A 22,482-nucleotide genomic window follows, 5' to 3' on the forward strand; every position below is an offset into this window, starting at 1 on the left:
GAAATAATCGCTGTCGAGTTGCTTCACCTCGTACACCTGCTTAACGCTCACGCCCGAGTTGTTCTCTACTATCAATCGCGCCAGCTCAACACCGTCGATCAATACCACTTTGATCCAACCCCAGTGCCGCAGTGCGGGCAGCCTGGGCTTAAGCAGCTAAAAAATTGGCCATGATCAGGCTGAAAAAAGTTCAAGAGCTAAGCTTCATTTTTTAAACGCTCCCGCCCACCCCTTTAAACTTCTCAACAAATGCTGCGATTTTCTGGAAAACATTCTGCTTTTTGGTCAAGTACTGCGGATTCAACGGGCTCATCTTGGGCAAAACGGCATTCAGCTCAGTACCACTGTCACTGGCAAACTCACGCTTGAGCGAGGTGGTGATATAGCGTCTAGCCGCCTCGGTATTCAGATTCTCGGTGCAGATCAGCTCTTGTGCCTCACGCAGCTGTTCCTCTTGAGCAAAGCTGAAGAAGGCGTCGATCACGCTTGCCTTGTCGCCAATCTGATCCAGATCGGTCTGGTTGATGAAATCGACCAACAAGCTTTCCTTCGCGCGATTACCCAAACTGGCACGAATCACCCGGCGCACTTCATCCACCAGGTCCGATTTGCTCTTGATCTTCTTGTTGTGCTCAAAAATCAGCTCCAGGATGTAATCTAGATTGATTTCCTGCGATTTGAGCAGGTCCACTTCAAAGACCACATCATCCCAATCGATGGTGGATTTTTCCTTTTCTGCGCCCGCTTTTTCCCGGCGTAGCCAATCACGCACATCGTTATAGGTCGAGCGGTAATCTTGGATTTTCCGCTCCGCCGGCATCTTGATCGCTTGCAATGCGGCAAGATCTTCATCGCTCAAATAATGCTGTGCCTTGAACGCCTCAATTGCCGCCGAATCGCTCATGTCCAAGCTTTGCAAGGCCTTCAGACTGGCGAACTCATCGTAGTTCTGGAGCACGTTCTCCACGCGCAAGTACTCGCCAAACAGCTTGGTAAAGGCCTTTTTATCAGACTCTTTTTCAATCGCTGCAGGATTGGGGAAGCGCTGCTCCAGCTCTGTAACGACCTCAACGAAACCACGCCGCGCCTCGCCCGTTAGCACATCGGTAAAGCCCTCCATGTACTCCTTGTAGCTCTTCTCCAGCACCACGTTTCGGGTATTGCTGTTGCCGAACAAGGTGATGGCATCGATGGTCGCCTGTTCCAGATCGCGGAAAGTCACGATATTGCCAAAGGTCTTGGTCGCATCAAAAATCCGGTTGGTGCGCGAATAGGCCTGTATCAGGCCGTGGTAGCGCAGGTTCTTGTCGACGAACAGCGTGTTGAGCGTGGGCGCATCGAAGCCGGTGAGGAACATGCCCACCACGATCAACAGGTCAATTTCCCTGGCTTTGACCTGCTTAGCCAGGTCGCGGTAGTAGTTCTGAAAGCCGTTGCTGTCGACGCTGAAGTTGGTTTTGAACAGCCCGTTGTAGTCCGCAATAGCCGCATTCAAAAACTCCTTGGCGCTGCTGTTCATGGCAGAAACATCGAAGCTTTCGTCCTCGATCTCACCGACCGCATCCTGCTCCTCATTGGCCGCGAACGAGAATATAGTGGCCACCCTCAAAGGCTTGTCACTGCCCTTCTGTAACGCCCTGAAAGACTCGTAGTACAGCTTGGCAGCGTCCACGCTGCTGACCGCGAACATGGCGTTGAAGCCCTTATTTCCCGCGTGCAGGCGATGGGTTTTCTGCCGGTAGCTGTTCAGAATGTACTGCGTGATCTCTCGGATACGCTCGGGGTGCAGCAACGCCTGCTTGTTTTCAGCCGCGCTGAGTTTTTTCTCATCCTGCTCGGTTTCAATGGCCTTGAACTGCGGCCGCACATCGTTGTAATCGACCTTAAACTTGAGCACCTTTTGGTCGCGAATCGCATCGGTGATCACGTACGAGTGCAATTCACGGCCAAACACGCCTGCCGTATCTTCCGCACCTAAGGCGTTATAGCCTGCAAAGATCGGCGTGCCGGTAAAGCCGAACTGATAAAACTTCTTGAACTTCTTCTTCAGGTTCTTCTGCGCTTCACCAAACTGGCTACGGTGGCACTCGTCGAAAATGAACACCACCTGTTTCCCGTAAATGGGCAGGTCGGGCTCGCTCTTCATGAGGTTGTTGAGCTTCTGGATGGTGGTGACGATGATCTTGTTGTCGTCCTTGTCCAGGTTACGCTTCAGGCCCGCCGTGCTGTCCGAACCATTCACGCTTTCCGGGGAAAAGCGCTGGTATTCCTTCATGGTCTGGTAATCCAGATCCTTGCGGTCCACCACGAAGAACACCTTGTCGACAAACGCCAGCTCAGTGGCCAGACGAGCCGCCTTGAAGCTGGTCAGCGTCTTGCCGGAGCCTGTGGTGTGCCAGATAAAGCCGCCACCTTCGCGCTTGCTCCAGTTCTTGGCCTGATACGCGCAGTTGATCGTCCACAAAATGCGTTCTGTGGCGGCAATCTGGTACGGGCGCATCACCAGCAGTGTGTTGCTGGTATCGAAAACCGAATAGCGCAGCAGCACCTTCAGCAAGGTGTCTTTCTGGAAGAAGGTGGCGGTAAAGTCTTTCAGATCTTTGATCAGGCTGTTATCGGCCCTCGCCCAGTTCATGGTGAAGTCGAAGCTGTTCTTGTTGCGCTGAGTGGTGTTGGCAAAGTAACGGCTGTCGGTGCCGTTGGAGATCACGACTAGCTGCAGGTATTTGAACAAGGAATGCTCACTATTCAAGCTCTCCTTGCTGTAGCGGTGCACCTGATTGAAGGCCTCACGAATCGCCACACCACGCTTCTTCAATTCCACCTGCACCAGGGGCAAGCCATTGATCAGAATCGTCACGTCGTAGCGATTGGCGTGGCTGCCCTTTTGCTCAAACTGCTTGATCACCTGCATCTTGTTGCGCAGAACGTTTTTCTTGTCCAGCAGGTAGATGTTCTGGATACGGCCATCGTCAAAGACGAAGTCATGAATGTAGTCGTCATGGATCTTGCGGGTTTTCTCATTGAGGCCATCACTGGACTTGTCCAGCCAGCTCTCAACAAAGCGCTGCCACTCACTGTCGGAAAACTGCGCGTTATTAAGCGTTTGCAGCTGCATGCGCACATTGACCAGCAGGGCTTGGGGCGTGTTCAGGCCGGGCAGGTATTCATAACCCTGATTGACCAGATCCTCAATAAACTCACGCTCCAAATCGACTTCGCTCTGATAGCTTTCGGCTACCTGCGATTCCTTTGTGTACTGGTCCAGAACGATGAAGCTTTTCGATTCGGCGATGGTCGTGTAATCACTCATTCTTGCGCGTCCCTTTTCTGCAACAGCTTTTTCACGTCGCGGTCGAAATCAGATTCGATGCGCTGCTGTGTATTGAACTTTTCATACTCGGCAACGGTTTTCTGTTCCGCCTGCTGGCGCGACACCGTGCCGTAGCCGCTTCTGCGTCAGCCAAATATTCTCATTGCTGAGCAATACCTCTACCTTTATAGCGCCATTAGACGCGGTGTAGAGCAGAACTCAGTGGTTTGATCGCGCAATGTAAGGTTGTACTTGGACATGGTCGTTCTCTCGTGTTATGGCACGCAGGGTTCGTACATTCACCTAAGCGCATGGGCGCTGCTTGATGGCTACCGGCGTCGGTGGTAATCACTGGGAATGATGGCGGTCATGCCTTCATACGCCCTCTTGCTTCCAAAAGCCGTATTTGTCCTTCAAATTATCGAGCAACAACTTGACCATGGCTTTTTCTGCTGGAGTGGGTTCTGCAACGGCCTCATTAGACAACGTGCTATGGCTTGTAAAATTCATGACCCTGCCCAGATAGAGCTGCTTGTCATCAGGCAAGAGCTCCGACCAATTGGGATACCCCAAAAAGCTGGAAGTTTTTTCGTAGAGATTGCGCAGCAAAGTGAAGTGATACCTTTCAACTTTGTTTTCAGCAATCGCCTGCTCTATCGTTTGCTTCAAATGTAGATGATAGGAAAAGCTTTTGTTAGAGTCGCCGGGCTTTTCAGTGAGAGCATAAGTTCCATCATCAAGATGCTCTAGCAAATAGCAGACCTTATTTTTCAACTCATTGAATAATACGTTGTAGAACAAAGGACTGTGCGTCGTAACGATAAACTTCAGGTCGGATCGACTGGATTTGATCAACCCTCCTAAGTTGACCGCCAATTCGATCAAATGGTTGTCGTCAAGAGAGCTGACCGGATCATCAATAAAGACGTATTCCAGGCGGTCAAACTGGTTGGTCTCCCGGCCTTCAGGCTCGGCGAAATTTAAAATCGTGATTACTTGATCCAACAGGGCATAAAAGATACTCCATACGAAATTACTTTCTTCCCCCTTGGATATCTTGATATAGCCAGATCGTTCGTTGTCGCCACGTTCCAGAGAAAAGCTTACCTCTGTGAGATCTTCACTAAAATGTGGCGTTAGTTTGTCATTCGCATAGCGCTGGAAATACTTGACGATGTTTCCGTCTTGACCCAAATCTTTAAGTAGCGCGAGCAACCAATCCGTGTATGAATTCGGTTGAATCTTCAGCTTGGGCTCTGCGTCTCCCGCCAAATCGTTATCCCAAAAGAACAAGTCTTCGGTAAACGCGTTGTAATAAAGAATCTTGTTACGAGACAACTCAAGCTGATCTGCCTCACCAGCTCCGTCTCCACCATCGCCCTTCGGTGCAATTAGCTGCTTTAACTCACGCGACAGGCGTGTTTTGCCCGTACCGTTAAAGGCATAGATAAGCTGCACCTTGGGCACAGGTTTAGCCTCTTCTATCACCTTCGTCTTTTCAGGAACGGTTTTTTGAACCGTTTTAGGAGTGCTCAACTGTTGAGCTATTTCCGATAGCGTCTTGCCCATATTACGCCGCTACCTCTTCTGGCCTGGGGAAATTCAAAAGTATGTCGCGATAATACGCGTATTGTTTTTGGCGCAACGCAATTTCGCACGGCAAGCCTTTACTGACAGAGTTTGTCAACACGTATAATTTATCGAGGATAGCGACGATGCGGGCTTGTTCTGCAAGGGATTTATCAAAATCACCTGGATACGGAACAGGGATTTTAATCTTTGAAAATCCATTAATCAGCAATGTATTCACTTTGGTTCTGGCTATATATTTCGCCTTCTCGGCAACGAACGATGTCGCTTGCATGCAATAGGAAACAAACTTCGGATTCATTGAATGCCGAAAAGCATAGCAGTGGTCGTGAATAGCGACCTTTTCATCTCCGAGCCATGCTACTGCCTTACCAACATCTTCAACAGTCTCACCCACGTCAGTTATCACTACATCGCCCGGCTCTGCATAGCGCAGTGACCCAGCCATATTGTTTCTGACCTGAGAAAAAGCTCGTGTCGTAAAAACGCCGTAACGCGTGTATATTTCGCCGTAATGGATAACGCTGATTCCGTCTTCCACATAGTCAGCCTTGGTAAAACGCTTGCCACGAATAAACTCACCAACTTCGCACAGCGCCTTCCATTCTACATTCCTATTTTTAAAGCTCAACAGTTGGTCACGGTAATAGTTGTATTGCTTTTTTCGCGCGGTCAGCTCGGCGGTCAGCTCGGCGGTCAGTTCAGTAAAAGTATCCAGTATGCGAACGATTTCGGCCTGGATTTCAAGCGATTTCTTGGGGTTTTCTGGGCAAGGGATCGGGATTTTTTTGCATGCATAATTACTGATCCACTGGCGCTTGTGGTCGCCATCAACCAGTTCGCTTGGCAATGTGTTAAGCCAGAAATAAATATATTTAGTTAACGTCTTACCTTCGTCACTTGAGGTAATCATCTTCATGGCCGATGATTTGGCTTTGAAGTCAAAGTCCACCCATTTATTAGCGGTCGTAAAGTCATCAAAGATTATTACAGGGCTTTCAGAAGCCTTATAGATACCGTGAGCCTCGTCCGTGTAGCCGAGTACAAAGGTTTTTCCAGCAGTCAGAACGGGGGTTTCAAATTCGTCGCTGTAGTTCTTTGTTGCTACTAAATACTTAGTTGGTTGTTCATATTTCGTAACGTCACCAAGTGATAGCCACTCCACCACTACGCCATCCAGCAGCTTCTCCAAAAAGCTCACGCCGCTCATCCCCCCAACTCCTCGCCTTCAATCTCCGCAACGATGGCATCAATCTCGGCCCGCAGTTGATCGATCCTAGCAACCGTGGTTTTCAGGTCGGCATTGAGCTGAGCGATATTCACCACGTCGCGGGTGTCCTTGGCATCGATATAGCTGCTAACGGACAGGTTGTAGTCGTTGGCTGCTACCTTCTCCAAAGGAACGGATTGGGCAAAGTGATCCACATTCGCCTTGCTGTCGAACACCTGCATGATCTGCTCGATATGCATGTCCAGCAGCACGTTGTTGTTGGTTTCTTTCTTGAGCAGACTGCTGGCGTCGATAAATTGAGTGGTGGTGTCCGTCTTGTGTTTGGACAGCACCAGAATATTCACAGCAATGGAGGTGCCATAAAACAGGTTGGAGGCGAGCGAAATCACGCTTTCCACATAGTTGTTGTCCACTAAGTATTGGCGGATCTTCTGCTCGGCTCCGCCCCGGTAGAAAATGCCGGGGAAGCAGACGATGGCAGCGCGACCTTTGGCCGAGAGGTAGCTGAGGGCGTGTAGCACAAAAGCAAAGTCGGCCTTGGACTTCGGCGCAAGCACGCCGGCCGGGGCAAAGCGGTCGTCGTTGATCAGGGTGGGGTCGTCCATGCCCTTCCACTTCACCGAGTAGGGCGGGTTGGAGACGATGGCATCGAAAGGTTTATCATCGCCGAAGTGTGGCTCGGCTAGGGTGTCGCCTAGCTGGATGTTGAATTTGTCGTAGTTGACGTTGTGAAGGAACATGTTCATCCGCGCCAGGTTATACGTGGTGTGGTTGAGTTCCTGACCGAAAAAACCGTCTTCGATGATGTGTTCATCAAAGTGCCTCTTGGCTTGCAGCAGCAGCGAGCCCGAGCCGCAAGCGGGATCGTAGATCTTGTTGATACTGGTTTGCTTGTGCATAGCGAGCTGGGCGATCAGCTTGGAGACCTGCTGCGGAGTGAAGAACTCACCGCCCGATTTGCCGGCATTGGCGGCGTAGTTGGAGATGAGGAATTCGTAAGCGTCGCCAAACAGGTCGATGTGGCTTTCGTCAAAGGTGCCAAAATCCAACCCGGCTACGCCTTTGAGCACGTCAGCGAGGCGCGCATTCTTGTCCTTGACGGTATTGCCCAAGCGGTTGCTGGTGGTGTCGAAGTCGGCAAACAGGCCTTTGATATCGCGTTCGGAGGGGTAGCCATTGGCGGACGCTTCAATGTCTTTAAAAATGTTAGCCAGGTCGGTGTTCAGGCTTTCGTTGGTATTGGCGCTGGCGACGACATTGGCAAACATCTGGCTGGGGTAGATGAAGTAACCCTTCGTCCTTATGGCATCGTCTTTGACTGCCGCGATATTTTTGTCGCCATTATCCATGGCTGCGTAATCGACTGACTCATCGCCGCCCGTCATGTAATCAGCGAAGTTTTCGCTGATGAAGCGGTAGAACAGGGTGCCGAGCACGTACTGCTTGAAGTCCCAGCCATCGACGGCGCCACGGACATCGTTGGCAATGGCCCATATCTGGCGCTGCAGAGCGGCGCGTTGTTGGGTGCTGGTCATGCGGTTTCCCTGTTAATTTTTCTAGGATTTAGTCGTTTATTGGATGTCGTTAAGGCGCTTGCTGTGTGATCCGGAGCTGTGGAAGCAGCGCTGTCTATGCTGGTTTTAGCTCAAGCAGGTCGCCTACTTGACATTCAAACATTAGGCACAGTTTCTCAATGGCTTCCAGATCCACTTTCTGCGCTGTTTCTTTGTAGAGCAGGGTCACCGTGGCGCGGCTGAGCCCCGTTTCTCTGGCTACGTCAGCAATACGCATTTTGTGCTCGCCCATCATGCGGGCGAGATGGCAGCGGATCATGGCTGTGCCCCTGGAAATTGGTCATCTCGTGAACCCCGAGGGTAACACGGTGGCTTTCTTAGCGTGACATTTTGCTAGTCAAACTAAAATTTTGCAGCCAAAACTAACTTCTTATCGGCTTTGGGTTTCCCTGGAGACCAGCGCAAGATCGAGTCCAAGCAGGAGATCCGCTCCAGCCACTATTCGGCAAGCACCTTCGTGGGTTATCCCCTAAGCCAGCACGCTGAGGTAGGAAAACAACCCAAGCAGCGATAAATGCTTAAGCTGTTTTTCAGAGCGGGCAATCAGCTCATCAAAAGGCTTGAGTTGATCCAATAAACGGTCGCAAACACCGAAGAAAACTTGCCACTCATCCCCTGCGAGCAACGCACGCATGGCAAGCCAGAGCGGCGACTCCGTACGCTCAAACAGCTTCGCGTAGCGAATCGCCCTTTTGACGGTTTCTGGGTTATGACTAGCGAGGTGTAACGGCAGCTCGACACTGGCTGCTTTTTCGAAATGTAGCAACCGGCTCGCCCAGCTGGATGAATTGGCCACAAAGCACAAACTGAAGCGACCGCAAGTCATAGTGCGGCTGATAACCGGTGAATTCGAAGCAGGGATACACCTTGATTATTAGCCAGCCCCCCATGAGCCTCCTTTCGCTGATAGGTGACGCACTCACATCACCCGACACTGCCCTGACGCAACAGCATCAAAACTCTGTATTCCAAACAGTATCCCATGCAGTTCTCCTAACCTAAATATATTATTTATATCAGTAACTTACATGATTGGTTCAGACTACCCCGGCACTTCAAAGCATCGACAAAACCCGCCTACTGCGGGTTTTGTTGTTCCTGGGGTTCGAAGATCACCGCAAAACCTCGCCTCGGAATTTTCCTTCAAGATGTCGCGCCCATGGTGAACTGGTTCCACTCCCCACACCCGGCTAACCTCTCCACGTCGCTGCAAAATCAGCGACCGGGTTTAGCAGCTCGGTTAATATCAAGGCCTGCAAAGCCACCATCCGTTCAAGCGATGCTTTCAGCATCCGCTGGTTCGCATTATGGCGGCTGTGCGTGGGGCACTTTCGGGTGCGCTGGGTTCCTTGATTCCTGGTCTGCTAACCCGCGTACGGTCGCCACCCTTTTCGTTTAGCAGCGATGTCTGGCGACTCCATTAATCAAGGAGATTCAGCCATGAAAAAAATCACGCCCAATCCTCCAGCGACTCTCTTCACCATCGCGCCAAACATCGATCCCGAAACACTGCTGATCCAAGCCAGCGAAACCCTTGCATCGCTGGACGCAATCATCACAGACCTGGCCTTCGAACTCGACGGATTAGCCCGTCAAAAACTCTTGGGTAGCCAGCAACTAGTGGTGCTGGGCGGATTACTCATTGAGCGTGTGCTCGTCACGCTGGCCTCCACCGCTGACGCGCAACCGTTCCCGACGCAACCTCAGTAGCAAATCAAAAAAGCCGAGTCGCGTGCAGGCTGACGCCGCGGATAACGGTCCAACAACTCACCCTGGCAATCACCACTTCATACTGAGCTCAGGCTTTCACCCCCCTTTCACACTTGAGCGTCTATGGTAATCCCAGCTCCTTGTGAATATCCCTTTCAAGCCCGCTTTTCCCCATCGCGGGCTTTTCTTTGTCTGCGATTTGCCATCGTCTCATTTCCCCGGCTCCCGCTCTCAGCGCACCACCCAAGGGGTACATCCATTACAATTCAATGATGCATTACTGCCCTGTCTCCGAGAGACACCAGCGGCAGGCTCTGACTACAAGGACGAACGTCGCATTGAACAAAAACTCCTATGCCTACCTGATACCAACCACCATTGGCCTGCTACTCTTCACCGCGCTGATTCTGGTCTGGATATTCATTATCTGGCCGTCTGCACATTTCAACCCGGTAGCTGAAAAGATCGCCCTGATCTCATCGCCAGCGCTGGCAATCATCTTGATGGTGTGGGGGTGGCATACCAGTAACTCCAGGTTCCTGCGCAAAAAACCGCTGGATCGATTAAAAGTCTTTTTCGGCTTGCTCATCGCCAGTGGCCTGGTGATGGATGCGCTGCTATCGGTGGTTATTCTGCTTACGAGCACGGTATTCAGCAGCTATGTGACTTCGTACGAATATGCAGCGGGAGGCAGGCATAATTGCGCAGGCATCCGAGTATTCGATACGGAAGTGAACAAACAGATTAAAATTTGCCGTACCCGCTACTACGGTGAACAGGGTTGGGTAAGGGTGGAAAAACGTAGTGGGCCGTTGGGAATTGTTGTAATAGACACCACGCGCCTGTGACTTCCTATACCGCCCAATAGGCGCCCCTCACTATTCTCCCATCTGTTCACGAAACGTTCAGAAACACTGACAGATACTAACCGATAGCAATGACCGCTCCCCCGAGCGGTCCCCCGCCTCGGTAGCCACAACCCATGACACGTCCCGCTCCCCTGCTGCTCCTGCTCGCAGGCCTGTTGTTCTTCTTTGCCCTGGGCAACCACGAGCTGCAAGGCTCCACCGAAGCCCGCGTCGCCGGGATCGCCATGGCCATGCACCTGGACAATAACTGGGTGGTGCCCCAGTTGTTTCGTGAGCCCTTCCTGGAAAAACCGCCCCTGAGCCTGTGGATCGATGCCGGGGCCATTCGCCTGTTTGGCGGCACCACCTGGGCCGTGCGCCTGGCCTCGGCATTTGCCGGGTTGTTCAGCGTGATGCTGCTCTACGCCATGCTGCGCAGGTTCGGCCGGCCGCAGACGCTGGCGTTCAGCGCGGCATTGATCCTGGCGACCATGGCCAGTTACTGGAGCAATGTGCGCGGCGTGGGGGAAGACTCGCTGCTCAGCCTGGGCGTGACCACTGCGCTGCTGGCGTTTTACCAAGCCGTGCGGCCCGAGCGCCAAGGTTCAAGCACAGCCGCTTGGGCACTGTTTACCGCTGGCATGGTGATCGCCACGCTAAGTAAAGGCGTGCTGGGCCTGGCGATGCCGGGCATTGTGATTTTTGTGTACCTGGCCAGCACCAGCCTGATGGACAAGCGCCTGCGCATCGGCGACTGGCTCAAGCCGGCGCTGTTTACCTTGTTGGCGCTTGTGCCGCTGGTGATCTGGTTGGGGTTCCTGTTCCAACGCGGTGGTATGCAAGCGGTGGCCGAAGTGCTGTTGACCAACAGCGTCGGGCGCTTCAGCGGCTCGTTTGTCGAGGCTGGGCATTACGAGCCGTTCTACTACTACATCGCCAAGCTGCCCGAGGCGTTCCTGCCCTGGAATATCCTGGTGTACCTGGGCCTGTGGCATTTGCGTAAAAGCCTGGTGCGCAACCGCTACCGGCTGTTTTTCAGTGTCTGGCTGGTGGCGCAGTTCATCCTGCTGACACTGGCGTCCAGCAAGCGCACGGTGTACCTGATGGCACTGACGCCGGCCGCCGCCGTGTTGGCGGCGGAATATGCGCGGGTGCTGCTGGGCTGGCTGAAAGACCACAAGCCCGCGCTGTATAAACACCATAGAACACTCGTCAGCAGCGCTTTCACCCTGGTCGTGGCCTGCTACCTGGCAGCCGCCTTCTGGTTCGCGCCCAAGGCCGACGTGCGCCAATCGTTCGTGCCGGTGATCAGCCAGATCCAGGCGCTCAAAGACGAAGGCAAAGAAGTTGTGCTGTTTCAGCCCAATGAACGCATCGCCGGGGCCAGCGTGTTCTATCTGCGGGGCTACCTGCCCATCCTGCAAACCGAGGCCGAGTTGCACGATTACCTCGCCGCCAAGCCCGGCAACGTTGCGTTGCTGGACCATACCAACGGTTTGAGCACGCCAGTGAGGGTAGCCAAGGAGATGTCGATCAATCGCCAGCCTTACTATTTTGTGGAGCAGTAAGGCTGGCGCAAACATCAGTGCTTGGTGAGTTTGTCCAGGTAGCCCATGGCGAACGCCGACACCACAAAGGTCATGTGGATGATCACGTACCACATCAAATGCTCCGGATCGACGTTCTTGGCGTCCATGAAGATGCGCAGCAGGTGGATGGACGAGATCGCCACGATCGAGGCCGCGACCTTCATCTTCAGCGACGAAGAGTCCATGGTGCCGAGCCAGTTGAGCTTTTCTTTGTTTTCATCGATATCCAGTTGCGAAACGAAGTTCTCGTAGCCGGAAATCATCACCATCACCAGCAAGCCACCGACCAGCGCCATGTCGATCAACGACAACAGCAGCAGGATCACCTCGGATTCCAGCATGGTAAAAACAGTGGGAATGACGTGAATGATTTCCTGGAAGAACTTCAGCGCCAGGATCAGCAAGCCCAGGGACAACCCCAGGTAGATGGGCGCCAACAGCCAGCGTGAGGCGTACATAGTATTTTCGATAAAGCGTTCCATGGGATCTCACACAGCTTGGCTAAAAATGGTGGCGAGTATACCAGCGGTTCCAAAACACCTGTAACCACGAGAAAACTGAGCTGGGCGGCATCTGTAAGAGAATTTTTCTGCTAGTGTCGAGCCCAATAAAAATCGGCTCGATGACGTCGGACAGGAAAACTCAGATGATGGATGTGCGATCCCCTTTGGCCAATCTCGGCCTGTGCGCGGCATTGCTGCTGGCCGGCGGCTGCTCGCCCAGCGACGAGCAGAAGCAGGCCACCCTCGAAGAGAAAACCGCACAATTCGAACACTCCCTCGACAGCATCCAGGACCCCAAGCTGCACGAAGCCGTTGCCGAACTTGGCGGTTCGCTGCTGTTTCTGGAACGGGCACGGGTCAAGCTTGCCACCAAGCCCATCGAAGCCGAATACGGCGAAGACAGCCTGGCCCTGCTCAGGCACTACCCCACGCCCCAGGCGCTGGTGGACACCTACATCAATGGCCTGTTCGTGCTGCGTAAAACCTCACACTCCGACTATTTGACGGACTTGCAGCCGGTCTTCCCGTTTAATTTCAGTATCCCGAACCCATTCCCGTTTCCCCATAGCCTGGAATGGCGGTCCGTCACCTTGAGCAACAACAAGGTCATCTCCTTTCAGCCGGAATGGTCGGAAACCGATCCGGGCATCCAACTGAGCCCCAGCAGTTCCAACCTGACCAACCCCGACGATTTGACGGTGACCTACCCGTTTATCGACGGCATCGAAACCGACAACAAGCGCCAGCCGCAACCCGTCAACCTAAAGGGCACCGTTGAAGTGGTCGCGCCGGGCAAGGTGTTGACGTTTGATTTGTCGAAAAAGGACGTCGGCCACAAGCGTACGGAAGGCAATATCACCCTCAACCTGCTGCTCCTGGAGAAAAACTACGCCGAGATCGAGCTGACCAACAGCCAACCACTGGCACCGGAAGTGGGTGACGAGTCGCCCAACCCGCTGCTGGTACAGGCACGGGACAGCACTGGGCAATTCCTCACACGCTCGGGCTCGATCAACGAAAGCAGCGCACAGGTGGCGTTCTACGAGAAGCAACTGGCCGAGATGCAAAAGCAGAAAGTCTGGTCGGACGCGTTTGAAAAACAGCTCACCGATCAGCAAAAAGCCTTCGAACACAAGCAGGGCAGCCATTACGCCAAGGTGTATTTCAACGGTTTGATCGACAGCCTGCAGGTCAACGTGCTGGATTTCTCCACCGCTACGCTTACCCGCAAAGACCTCGACCTGCCCGTGCTGCGTTTTGACAAGAACAGCCTGCAGCAAACCGTAGAGGCCTTGCCGATGCCGGTTACCGTGTACGACGACAGCGCCGCCAGCTGGCTCAAAGACGCGAGCATGACCGAAGACCAGCTGAAAAAAAGCGTCACCATCAGCCAGTCGGTCGAGGACGCCAGCGCCGCACACATCGTGTTTGACCACCCGTTCACCTTTAATGACGACCTGGTGGGCAGTGAGCGCAACAGCAGCGAATCGCCGGTGACCTTCTTTACCGCCGACGAAAAGGGCGAACGGGGGGAGCCTATCGAATTGCCGACTGAGGCCTTCGAACTGAACCCGGCGCGCGGCACCCTCACCTATGACCTCAACCTGTTCCCGGAAAACCCGGCCTTTGTGGTGGGCTCGATTCCACTGCTCCTGGCGACCATTGAAAAAACCGACATTGAGGTAGCCAAGCTACCCAAAGGGCTGTCGCTCAAGGACAACGCGCTGGTCGTGGAGCAGAAGGAATTCCCTGCCGACAGCTGGCGCTTCTACGCCAAGGACACCAGCGGCAACTACCTCAAGGAAATTCTGGGTGTGAGCCACCGCGCCGAGGAATACGGCACGGCGCTGTTTGATGTGCATTATTTCTACGGCCAGCCGACGTCACTGGAAAGCTACCAACGCACCGACCTCAGCACCGTGCAGTACGGCTTTGAAGTCAAGCTGGACAAGCCCGAGAGCAAATAGCACTCAGTGCTGGGTATCACCCTTGAGCTGTCGCAGATGGGCCTGCATGTGCAGGCTCCAGATCTGCGGATCGCCCGCCTGCTCATAGCCATGCAGGGTCAGGCTATCAACGATGGATTCCAGAATGTTTTCCGCCACGACGGGGCCGTGAAACGGGCCCTGGGACTTGATAGTGGAGGGTTGTTCGCCGGTCATTCCGGCGGCAAACAACAACGTCCACATGCCGTTATCCCCCGCAAGAGGGCGAATGGAGCATTCGATACGGGTAACCAGGCCAAAGCACTGACGGGTGAGGCAAAGGTTGCGCGGCATGGCGGCGACCCTCGTTAGATCGGTGTTCAACCTGCGCCTGGGGCGAGGCTGTCTCTATCCAGCGACTCCTGTGGATATCCCTTGAACACAGAATAGAAGAAAACCGCGACAAACCAAGGCTGTAGGGACCAACGGCGCTAGCCCCTCAAACCCAGTCAAATTTATGGCGGCTTCAGGATTTATTCAAATACACCACCGTCAATCTGGGAGCTGGCCCGCCTGCGATGACTGACGTCCAGGCAACATTCTGTTGACGGGTAGACCGCTATCGCGGGTAAGCCAGCTCCCACACTTGACCGCTTCACGACAAAAAGTCAGGTGGGTTTGGTTTCGGCCAGCGCCTCCTGTGCCAACTCCTTCTCCGCCTCCTTCAAGTCGTCCTCACTGATCATCTCGGCAATCGCGCGCAAGCGCTCTACCACGCGCGCATTGACCGTGCCCTCCGGGAACTGCCCTTGCGCATCCGGCTCACCGGCGTCCTCGCCCACCAGCAGGCTCAAGGCTTCATCCGCCTGGCGCACGGCATAGATATGGAACTGCCCGGCGCGCACAGCCTGCAGCACCTTCTCATCAAGCATCAGCGTGGCGACGTTGGCTTGCGGAATGATCGCGCCTTGCTCGCCGGTCAACCCGCGTGCTTCACAGAGGCGGAAGAAACCTTCGATCTTCTCGTTGACCCCGCCCACCGCCTGCACTTCACCAAACTGGTTGATCGAACCGGTGATGGCAAAGCACTGTTTGAGCGGCGTCTTCGACAGGGCCGAGATCAAGGTGCACGCCTCGCCCAGGGACGCACTGTCGCCGTCCACGTAGCCGTAGGATTGCTCCAGCGCGATGCTGGCCGAGATCGCCAGCGGGAACTCCTGGGCATAACGGCTACCCAGGTAACCGGTGAGGATCATCACGCCCTTGGAGTGAATCGGCTGGCCGAGGTTAACCTCACGCTCGATGTCGACAATGCCGCTGCCGCCCGGGTACACCGTGGCGGAAATCCGCGCCGGCACGCCGAACGCCGAGTCACCCACCTCCAGCACCGTCAGCCCGTTGCACTTGCCTACGGCGGCGCCGGCGGTGTCGATCAGGATGACCCCGGCCAGCATGTCGTCGAGAATCCGTGCCGACACGCGCCCGGTGCGCGTGGCCTTGGCCTTGAGTGCGCGCTCGATATGGCCGGCATCGGTCATTTCGTCGCCCGCCAGGTGGCGAATGAAATCCGCTTCGCTGACCAGTTGGAACAAATCACCAATGCGCGCCGACAAGCGCCCTTGGTGCTCGGCCAATCGCGCGCTGTAGGTGGCTAACCGCGCCACGGCATCCGACGTCAGCGGCGCCATGCCTTCTTCCGACGTGCGGGTTTTGAGCAACTGGGCGAACTGCTCCAGGCTCTCATCGACCATCGGGATGTCTTCATCAAAATCCACCAGTACCCGGAACATCTCCTGGAAGTCCGGATCGGCGTCCTGCAACGCGTAGTACAACTGGCGGGAGCCGATGATGATCACCTTGACCTGCAGCGGGATCATCTGCGGGTTCAGGGTGACGGTCGCCAGGCGGCCCAACTCGCCCAACGGCGATTCCATCTTCAGCTTGCGCGACTGCAAGGACCGCTTGAGGGCGTCCCAGACAAACGGCTCGCTGAGCATTTTTTCGGCTTCAAGAATCAGGAAACCGCCATTGGCGCGGTGCAAGGCGCCTGGGCGCAACTGGCGATACGTGGTGTAGAGCGCGCCCTGATCGGTGCTGTATTCGATACGGCCGAACAGGTTGTCGTAGGTCGGGTGCGGTTCAAACACCACCGGTGCGCCGCCGTTGACCGCATGCCCCACCACCAGGCTTGGGCAGTACTGCTCTTCAAGCAGCTTGCGCGCCTGGGCGTCGGTCTTGGCGTCGTCCACCAATTGCTCGACTACGGTCTTAAGCAGGTACACCTGCATGGCTTGCAGATAACCGCAGACAGCGGCGTTTTCCGCGTACTTTTCCGACAGCGGTGCGAGCAAAGGCTGCAGGGCCAGCGTGATGGTTTCTTCGTTGAACTGGCGCAGTTGGTTATTGGACTCACGCTTCCACTGCGGCAGGCTGGCCAGCTCTTCGTTGAGGCGCTCTTCCAGCTCGGAAATATCCGTGTGGAAACGCTCGCGATCGGCTTCCGGCAACTGCGAGAACTCGGCCTCGTCCAGCGCCTTGCCGTCGAGCATCGGGGTAAAGGCGATGTTGGAGCTGTCGCGGTACAGCGCTACGCCTTTTTCCAGGGCCAGGCGTTCGATTACGTCCAGGGCCTTGTCGTAGCGCTGGTTGAAGGCGCGGTCGATGGCGCTTTTGCGCTGTTGATACGTCGGGTGCTCGAAGACCGCCGGGAAGGTGGCAACCAGGTTGTCGACCAAGCCATTGATGTCGGCAATGAACGCCGCCGCAGCGCCGCCTGGCAATTCAAGGGCGCGGGGTTCGCGAGGCTCATCGAAATTATTGACGTAAACCCAATCTGCCGGAGTCTGCAGGCGTTTACCTTCGGCCCTCAGGTAACGTTTGACGAACGAAAAGCGGCCGGTGCCGGGCTCGCCCATGACAAATACGTTGTAACCGGGGCGTGGCATGGCCACACCGAACTGCAGTGCTTCAACCGCACGTTCCTGGCCAAGCACACCGCGAAAGGGCTCCAGATCATTGGTGGTCGAGAAGCTGAACTGTTCAGCGGAGAAAGGGCGAGTCAGCGCATCGGGCGCTAGACGCAAGCTGGCAGCAACAGGATCAGGCATCGGGCTTCCTTACATCAGGCGGGGCAGATAACGGCATTCTGGCTCCCGGTTACGCGCTCTGGCAAGGCGCGCTTGAGGGAAAGCACAGACGCGGGATGCGCCCCGCAAAATTAGTGCGACATCGCGAATTGTTTTATAAAAATACACGGAACCCTTAGAACGTGCCTAAACTCCAAACTGCGCGGGTTGGACTAATAACCGATCCCTAGGGCGCGTTGACGTGCCTGAACCCTTGTCCATTGGTTTGCACACAAAGAGAACAAAGCTATGAAACGGATCCTTCTCGGTACTCTCTTCACCGTCGTCTCCCTCAATGCAATGGCAGAAGCACCAGGTGGCCCGAACTGCGGTTGGGGCAACATGTTGTTTGAAGGCCAGCGCGGTACTCCAGCTCACTTCCTGGCCTCTACCACCAACGGTACTTCGGGTAACGCCACCTTCGGCATGACCTCGGGCACCAACGGTTGCAGCACCAACAGCGCCCTGAGCTATGGCGGCAAGTCCTGGATTGCCATGAATGGCATGATGAACGAGCTGTCCGAAGACATGGCCAAGGGTAACGGCGAAGCGCTGACTACCTACGCTGTGGTACTGGGTGTTGCGCCGGAAGATCGCGAGCACTTTGCTGCCGTGACTCACGAGCACTTCCAGCAAATCTTCAGCAAGGCTGACGTGACGGCTGATGACGTGCACAACAACACCATTGCTGTACTGAAAAGTGATGCCCGTCTGGCGAAATACGCTACCCAGGCTTAAGCTCGACCTGCCCGCGCCTTTCGAGGCGCGGGTTTTATTTTTTCGACCTATCCCCCCCCTTGGGTCTTTTTTTTATTTCGACTTAAGTAGCCCCCATGCTCAAACGCCTCGCTTGCCTGGCTCTCTTCGCCTGCGCCCCGCTGCACGCGGCACCGCACCTCGATGATCAACGTTTGCAGCAATTGGCCAATGACCCCTTCTGGTTGTCCCTGGGCCACTACGAAGCCGGCAAGATCAGCGGCTGGCGCAGTTATGTCAGCGATAAAAAGTTTTTCCTCGCGCCTGACGGCGCCCATCACCCGGATGCGGAACTCAAGGCCACCGTCGACGCCCTTTACGCGCCGGCCAGCCTGGGTGAAAAACATGCCCAGTGCGTGTACCCCGCACGAACCCGCTGGCTCAAGGATCAGTTGCAGCTCACTGACCTGCCTGCCGTGGACTGCAAAGAATTCAAGCAGTGGTTCAAGGACGTCGCCCCCCATAGCGCGGTGATGATCTTCCCGGCGGCCTACCTCAACAGCCCCTCCTCGATGTTCGGCCACACCCTGCTGCGCATCGACCAGGCCGACGTGCAAAGCAACAACACCGCCCTGCTCAGCTACGCGATTAACTTCGGCGCCTATATCGAGGGCTCCGACAACAGCATTCTCTACGCCTGGAAGGGCCTGATGGGGGGTTATCCCGGCCTGTTCGCCTTGGTGCCCTACCAGGAAAAACTCTCCGAGTACCGTAGCCTGGAGAACCGCGACCTGTGGGAATACCGCCTCAACCTCACCCAGGTCGAGACCGAACGCATGGTCGAGCACGTGTGGGAGCTCAAGCAGATCCAGTTCGACTACTTCTTCTTTGACGAAAACTGCTCCTATCGTCTGCTGGAATTGCTGCAAGTGGCGCGCCCTGGCCTACGCCTGACCGAACAATTTCCGCTGACCGCCATCCCGACCGACACGGTCAAGGCCGTGAAAGAGGCCGGCCTGGTAGAAAAGATCGACTACCGCCCTTCCCGCGAACGTGAACTGCTGGAGCGCGCCAAGCCACTCGACAGCGACGAGCAGCAATGGGTATTGAAGGTCAGCGAAGACCAGAAACAATTGCAGGAGCCCGCTTTCAAAGCCCTGCCCCGCGAGCGCCAGGCCCTGATCATCGACGCCGCTTACCGCCTGGGCCGCTACCGCGCCAATGGCTTGGAGCGCGACACGGTACGTTCCCAGCGCAGCTTCGAACTGCTGCGCGCGATCAATCAGAACCCTGCGCCCGACCTTAAAATCGTGCCGCCCGGCCTGCCGGAAAACGGCCATGAATCGCGCACATGGCAAGCCGGCATTGGCACCCGTGGCGACAAAGCCTTTGGTGAATACGGCCTGCGCATGGCCTACCACGACCTCAACGACAACGCCGAAGGCTTCCCCCTCGGCGCGCAAATCGAAATCCTGCAAATGAAACTGCGCCAGTACGAAGGCAACCACTGGCAACTGCAGCAACTGGACCTGGCCACCATCCGCTCCCTGACCCCGCGCAACGCGCTGTTGCAACCCTGGTCATGGCAAGTCACCGGCGGTCTGGAGCGCGTGCCTGGCAAACACGACGACGAAACCCTGGTCGCCCACGTCAACGGCGGTGCCGGCGGCACCTGGCAACTGCGCGACGACATGCTCGGCTTCGCCCTTGGCACCGTACGCGTGGAACATAACAACGACTTCAACGAAGCCATCTCCCCGGCAGCCGGGTTCAATACCGGGGTGTTGTGGAGGAATCCGCTGGGTAATTTGAGTTTGGAAGCCAAGGGTGATTTCTTCACCAATGGCGAAGTGCGGCGCAGCATCAGCTTGAACCAGCAGTGGGAGCTGTCACGCAACCTGGGGCTGCGGTTGAGTGCGCAGCGCGAGTACAGCCACCTTTCCACGCCAGTCAACGAAGTGATGCTTGAGGTGAAGTGGTATCACTACTGAACCGGCCCCTAAAGCTCAACACAGATCAAATGTGGGAGGGGCTTGCCCCTCCCACATTTGGCCCGAGTTTATTCAGAGACCTCTCAAGGAGTTCAAACGACATGGCCGTTACCTGCACAACGCTGGAAGAAGTCCGAACCCACATCGACCGACTCGACCAGCAAATTGTCACCCTGCTCGCCGAGCGAGGTCGTTATGTCTTCCAGGCAGCGCGCTTCAAAAAAGATGCCGATGACGTAAAGGCTCCCCAGCGAGTTGAACAGGTAATCGCCAAAGTCCGGGATTTGTCGCAGACAGTAGGCGCCAATCCAGAGGTCACTGAGCAGGTGTATCGGTCAATGATTGCGGCGTTTATTCAGCAGGAGTTGGCTGAGCATGCTGCGCTCGTACAAACCAGTTAAGAATTGCCAACTATATTCATCTCTACAGAAATCCTTCACACACATTTAACCTATTGATTTTCAAACGAGAATAATCAGAGGATTTTTTAGCTTTTTTTAACATTCACAAACTTGCTTCGACGAAGCCTCGCTTTATGAGGATTTGTGTCTAGTCTCGGGTAGCAATCAAATCGCCACCACGTCTATCCACGGATCTGAATAGGTAGAGGCTTATATGGATTTTTTTGAAAAACTCACCAGCCTGGCAGCGAAGGTTCGTCTGCAAGGCCCTGCCATTCAAACAGAAGAAGCGACAAAAAATGCTTTCGTAATGCCCTTTATCAATACGGTGTTGGGCTACGACGTATTTGATCCACAAGAAGTGATGCCTGAATTTGTCTGTGATGTAGGGACGAAGAAAGGCGAAAAGATCGACTATGCGATCATGAAAGAGGGTGAGGTCCAAATACTGATCGAATGCAAAAAAATCGGTGAGTCATTGAGCATCAATCATGCATCGCAGCTTTTTCGATACTTTCATGTCACGAGCGCAAGAATCTCAATCCTCACAAACGGCCAGGTCTACAGATTTTTTACCGACTTGGACGCTCCAAATAAAATGGATGAAAAGCCATTTCTAGAATTGGATTTATTAGACATTGATGAGTACTCCGTACCAGAGTTGATCAAACTCACCAAGTCGGCATTCGACGTTGACTCAATAATCAATGCCGCTGGAGAGTTGAAATACGTCAGTCAACTCAAAAAGCTCATTGGCTTACAGGTCAGCAAACCGGAAGACGACTTCGTTAAATTTTTCGCTTCCCGAGTTTACGAAGGTGTCATCACACAGAAAGTGCGCGAGCAGTTTTTCGAACTGACACGAAAAGCGTTAGCTCAGTTTTTGAACGATCAGATCAATGATCGACTCAAGTCAGCGATGAGCGGAGCCATCCAACCAACAATGGCATCAATGCCCGTCGCGCACAGTGCCAATTCAGATGCGCAGGATAGAGACGAGTCAGAAGATAAAATTCTGACGACGCTTGAAGAGCTGGAGGGCTATCACATCGTCCGAGCCGTTGTTCGATCGGTGGTCGATGCCAAGCGGATTGTTCAAAGAGATACGCAAAGCTATTTTGGGATATTACTGGACGACAATAATCGCAAGCCGATTTGCCGTCTTCACTTCAATCGCAGTCAGAAATACCTCGGAATATTCGACGAGGAAAAAAATGAAACACGGCACGCGATTTCATCCATTGATGAAATTTACGAGTACGCCGATCAGTTGAAAAAAACAGTGGGTTATTACGACTGAAGGCCGCAGAGCGTTAGTTAGAATACGCTCCCGAAATCGTCGATAACCGTGTGGTGAGCGGGGCTGCGCAGCGGCCCCAAAACTACTCAGAGGGGACCGCCAGTCATACCGCGGTTGTCTTAATTAGGGCCGCTTCGCAGCCCAGCGCGGGGCAAGCCCGCTCACTACAAGTGCCGCGCTCACCGCCCAACACCTTTCTCACTTCCCTTTCACACCGCCCTGACAACCCCCCTTCTAAACTCTCCCTATCAGCCGTGAAACGGCCAGGGAGTACGCCATGTGGCGGTTTGCGTTATTGCTGTGTGCGGTGGTGTGGCTGGCGGGTTGTCAAACGACCCATCAGGATTTGCTGGCCAAGGGGTACCCACCGGCTTTTGCCGACGGTTTTGACGATGGCTGCAGCAGCGGTCGCCAGGCTGCCGGGGTGATTACCGGGGAGTTTCGCAAAAATGTGCCGCGTTATCTGAAGGATCGGCAATATGCCGAAGGCTGGGAGGATGGCTTTCGCCAGTGCAAGGCCATGCGTGAAAACGAAGAGTTGCGAAACTACAAGGACAACCACTGGGATGACCGAGAGCGCGCCTGGCAGCACGAGAAAGACCGCGACGCCGCCAGGGCCTATCGCTCCAATAGGTCGCTTTCAGACATCCATCGAAACTAATGCGCGGCGAACATGGCCCAAACTC

General features: G+C 54.7%; 19 protein-coding genes. 9 read left to right on the forward strand and 10 right to left on the reverse strand.

Going from position 1 to position 22,482, the window contains the following annotated elements:
* Positions 1-211: 211 nt before the first annotated feature.
* The 7 genes from AACY44_RS18975 to AACY44_RS19005 all read right to left on the reverse strand — a co-directional run bounded on the left by AACY44_RS18975 (position 212) and on the right by AACY44_RS19005 (position 8,504).
* The gene (locus AACY44_RS18975) at positions 212-3,313 is read right to left on the reverse strand and encodes a type I restriction endonuclease subunit R (RefSeq protein ID WP_339530835.1); all 3,102 of its coding nucleotides are present in this window, start codon (positions 3,311-3,313) and stop codon (positions 212-214) included.
* The gene (locus AACY44_RS18980) at positions 3,310-3,438 is read right to left on the reverse strand and encodes a hypothetical protein (protein ID WP_339530837.1); all 129 of its coding nucleotides are present in this window, start codon (positions 3,436-3,438) and stop codon (positions 3,310-3,312) included. Before AACY44_RS18980 ends, AACY44_RS18975 begins: the two co-directional genes overlap by 4 nt.
* Before the next feature lie 250 nt (positions 3,439-3,688).
* Positions 3,689-4,882 carry an AAA family ATPase gene (locus AACY44_RS18985; RefSeq protein ID WP_159906436.1) on the reverse strand — a complete coding sequence of 398 codons (1,194 nt, stop codon included), beginning with the start codon at positions 4,880-4,882 and terminating at the stop codon, positions 3,689-3,691.
* Position 4,883: 1 nt separating this feature from the next.
* Positions 4,884-6,113 (reverse strand): restriction endonuclease subunit S, encoded by a 1,230-nt coding sequence (locus AACY44_RS18990; RefSeq protein ID WP_339530839.1) that lies wholly within the window; start codon positions 6,111-6,113, stop codon positions 4,884-4,886.
* On the reverse strand, positions 6,110-7,669 hold the full coding sequence (locus AACY44_RS18995) for a type I restriction-modification system subunit M (protein ID WP_339530841.1): 1,560 nt from the start codon (positions 7,667-7,669) through the stop codon (positions 6,110-6,112). Before AACY44_RS18995 ends, AACY44_RS18990 begins: the two co-directional genes overlap by 4 nt.
* A 94-nt stretch (positions 7,670-7,763) precedes the next feature.
* Complete coding sequence (locus AACY44_RS19000) at positions 7,764-7,967, reverse strand: helix-turn-helix domain-containing protein (RefSeq protein ID WP_159906430.1); 204 nt, start codon at positions 7,965-7,967, stop codon at positions 7,764-7,766.
* Positions 7,968-8,177: 210 nt separating this feature from the next.
* Entirely contained in the window at positions 8,178-8,504 is a 327-nt protein-coding gene (locus AACY44_RS19005) for a hypothetical protein (RefSeq protein ID WP_339530843.1), read from the reverse strand.
* A 644-nt stretch (positions 8,505-9,148) separates the two neighbouring features.
* Here AACY44_RS19005 and AACY44_RS19010 point away from each other — a divergent pair.
* The 3 genes from AACY44_RS19010 to AACY44_RS19020 all read left to right on the forward strand — a co-directional run bounded on the left by AACY44_RS19010 (position 9,149) and on the right by AACY44_RS19020 (position 11,834).
* Positions 9,149-9,418: a DUF6124 family protein gene (locus AACY44_RS19010; RefSeq protein ID WP_339530845.1), complete on the forward strand. Its 270-nt coding sequence runs from the start codon at positions 9,149-9,151 to the stop codon at positions 9,416-9,418.
* Positions 9,419-9,756: 338 nt separating this feature from the next.
* Positions 9,757-10,266, forward strand: a complete 510-nt coding sequence (locus AACY44_RS19015; protein WP_339530847.1) for a hypothetical protein — start codon at positions 9,757-9,759, stop codon at positions 10,264-10,266.
* Between the two features lie 134 nt (positions 10,267-10,400).
* On the forward strand, positions 10,401-11,834 hold the full coding sequence (locus AACY44_RS19020; protein WP_339530849.1) for an ArnT family glycosyltransferase: 1,434 nt from the start codon (positions 10,401-10,403) through the stop codon (positions 11,832-11,834).
* A 14-nt stretch (positions 11,835-11,848) separates the two neighbouring features.
* Here the strand turns inward: AACY44_RS19020 and AACY44_RS19025 are convergent, their stop codons facing one another.
* A complete protein-coding gene (locus tag AACY44_RS19025) occupies positions 11,849-12,337 on the reverse strand; it encodes a TIGR00645 family protein (RefSeq protein ID WP_049711466.1) in 489 nt (162 codons plus the stop codon).
* A gap of 164 nt (positions 12,338-12,501) precedes the next feature.
* Here AACY44_RS19025 and AACY44_RS19030 point away from each other — a divergent pair, with 164 nt between their 5' ends.
* Positions 12,502-14,325 carry a hypothetical protein gene (locus AACY44_RS19030; protein ID WP_339530851.1) on the forward strand — a complete coding sequence of 608 codons (1,824 nt, stop codon included), beginning with the start codon at positions 12,502-12,504 and terminating at the stop codon, positions 14,323-14,325.
* 3 nt (positions 14,326-14,328) lie between these two features.
* Here AACY44_RS19030 and AACY44_RS19035 read toward each other — a convergent pair whose 3' ends face one another.
* Together AACY44_RS19035 and AACY44_RS19040 are read right to left on the reverse strand one after the other, a co-directional pair.
* Complete coding sequence (locus tag AACY44_RS19035) at positions 14,329-14,637, reverse strand: PA4575 family protein (RefSeq protein WP_339416802.1); 309 nt, start codon at positions 14,635-14,637, stop codon at positions 14,329-14,331.
* A 314-nt stretch (positions 14,638-14,951) separates the two neighbouring features.
* Positions 14,952-17,390 carry a Lon protease family protein gene (locus AACY44_RS19040; protein ID WP_339416803.1) on the reverse strand — a complete coding sequence of 813 codons (2,439 nt, stop codon included), beginning with the start codon at positions 17,388-17,390 and terminating at the stop codon, positions 14,952-14,954.
* A 267-nt stretch (positions 17,391-17,657) separates the two neighbouring features.
* Between AACY44_RS19040 and AACY44_RS19045 the strand changes: the two genes are divergently transcribed.
* From AACY44_RS19045 to AACY44_RS19065, 5 genes are all read left to right on the forward strand, one after another.
* Positions 17,658-18,146, forward strand: a complete 489-nt coding sequence (locus AACY44_RS19045; protein WP_010206666.1) for a DUF3015 domain-containing protein — start codon at positions 17,658-17,660, stop codon at positions 18,144-18,146.
* Between the two features lie 95 nt (positions 18,147-18,241).
* Complete coding sequence (locus tag AACY44_RS19050) at positions 18,242-20,095, forward strand: Lnb N-terminal periplasmic domain-containing protein (protein ID WP_339416804.1); 1,854 nt, start codon at positions 18,242-18,244, stop codon at positions 20,093-20,095.
* Positions 20,096-20,196: 101 nt separating this feature from the next.
* A complete protein-coding gene (locus tag AACY44_RS19055; RefSeq protein ID WP_339416805.1) occupies positions 20,197-20,496 on the forward strand; it encodes a chorismate mutase in 300 nt (99 codons plus the stop codon).
* 214 nt (positions 20,497-20,710) lie between these two features.
* Positions 20,711-21,796, forward strand: coding sequence for a type I restriction endonuclease (locus AACY44_RS19060; protein ID WP_339416806.1), 1,086 nt, complete (start codon positions 20,711-20,713; stop codon positions 21,794-21,796).
* A gap of 277 nt (positions 21,797-22,073) precedes the next feature.
* Positions 22,074-22,457 (forward strand): hypothetical protein, encoded by a 384-nt coding sequence (locus AACY44_RS19065; protein WP_339530853.1) that lies wholly within the window; start codon positions 22,074-22,076, stop codon positions 22,455-22,457.
* The last annotated feature ends 25 nt before the right edge of the window (positions 22,458-22,482 follow it).

Source organism: Pseudomonas sp. RA_15y_Pfl1_P11 (assembly GCF_963970975.1).
Taxonomy (GTDB): domain Bacteria; phylum Pseudomonadota; class Gammaproteobacteria; order Pseudomonadales; family Pseudomonadaceae; genus Aquipseudomonas; species Aquipseudomonas tritici.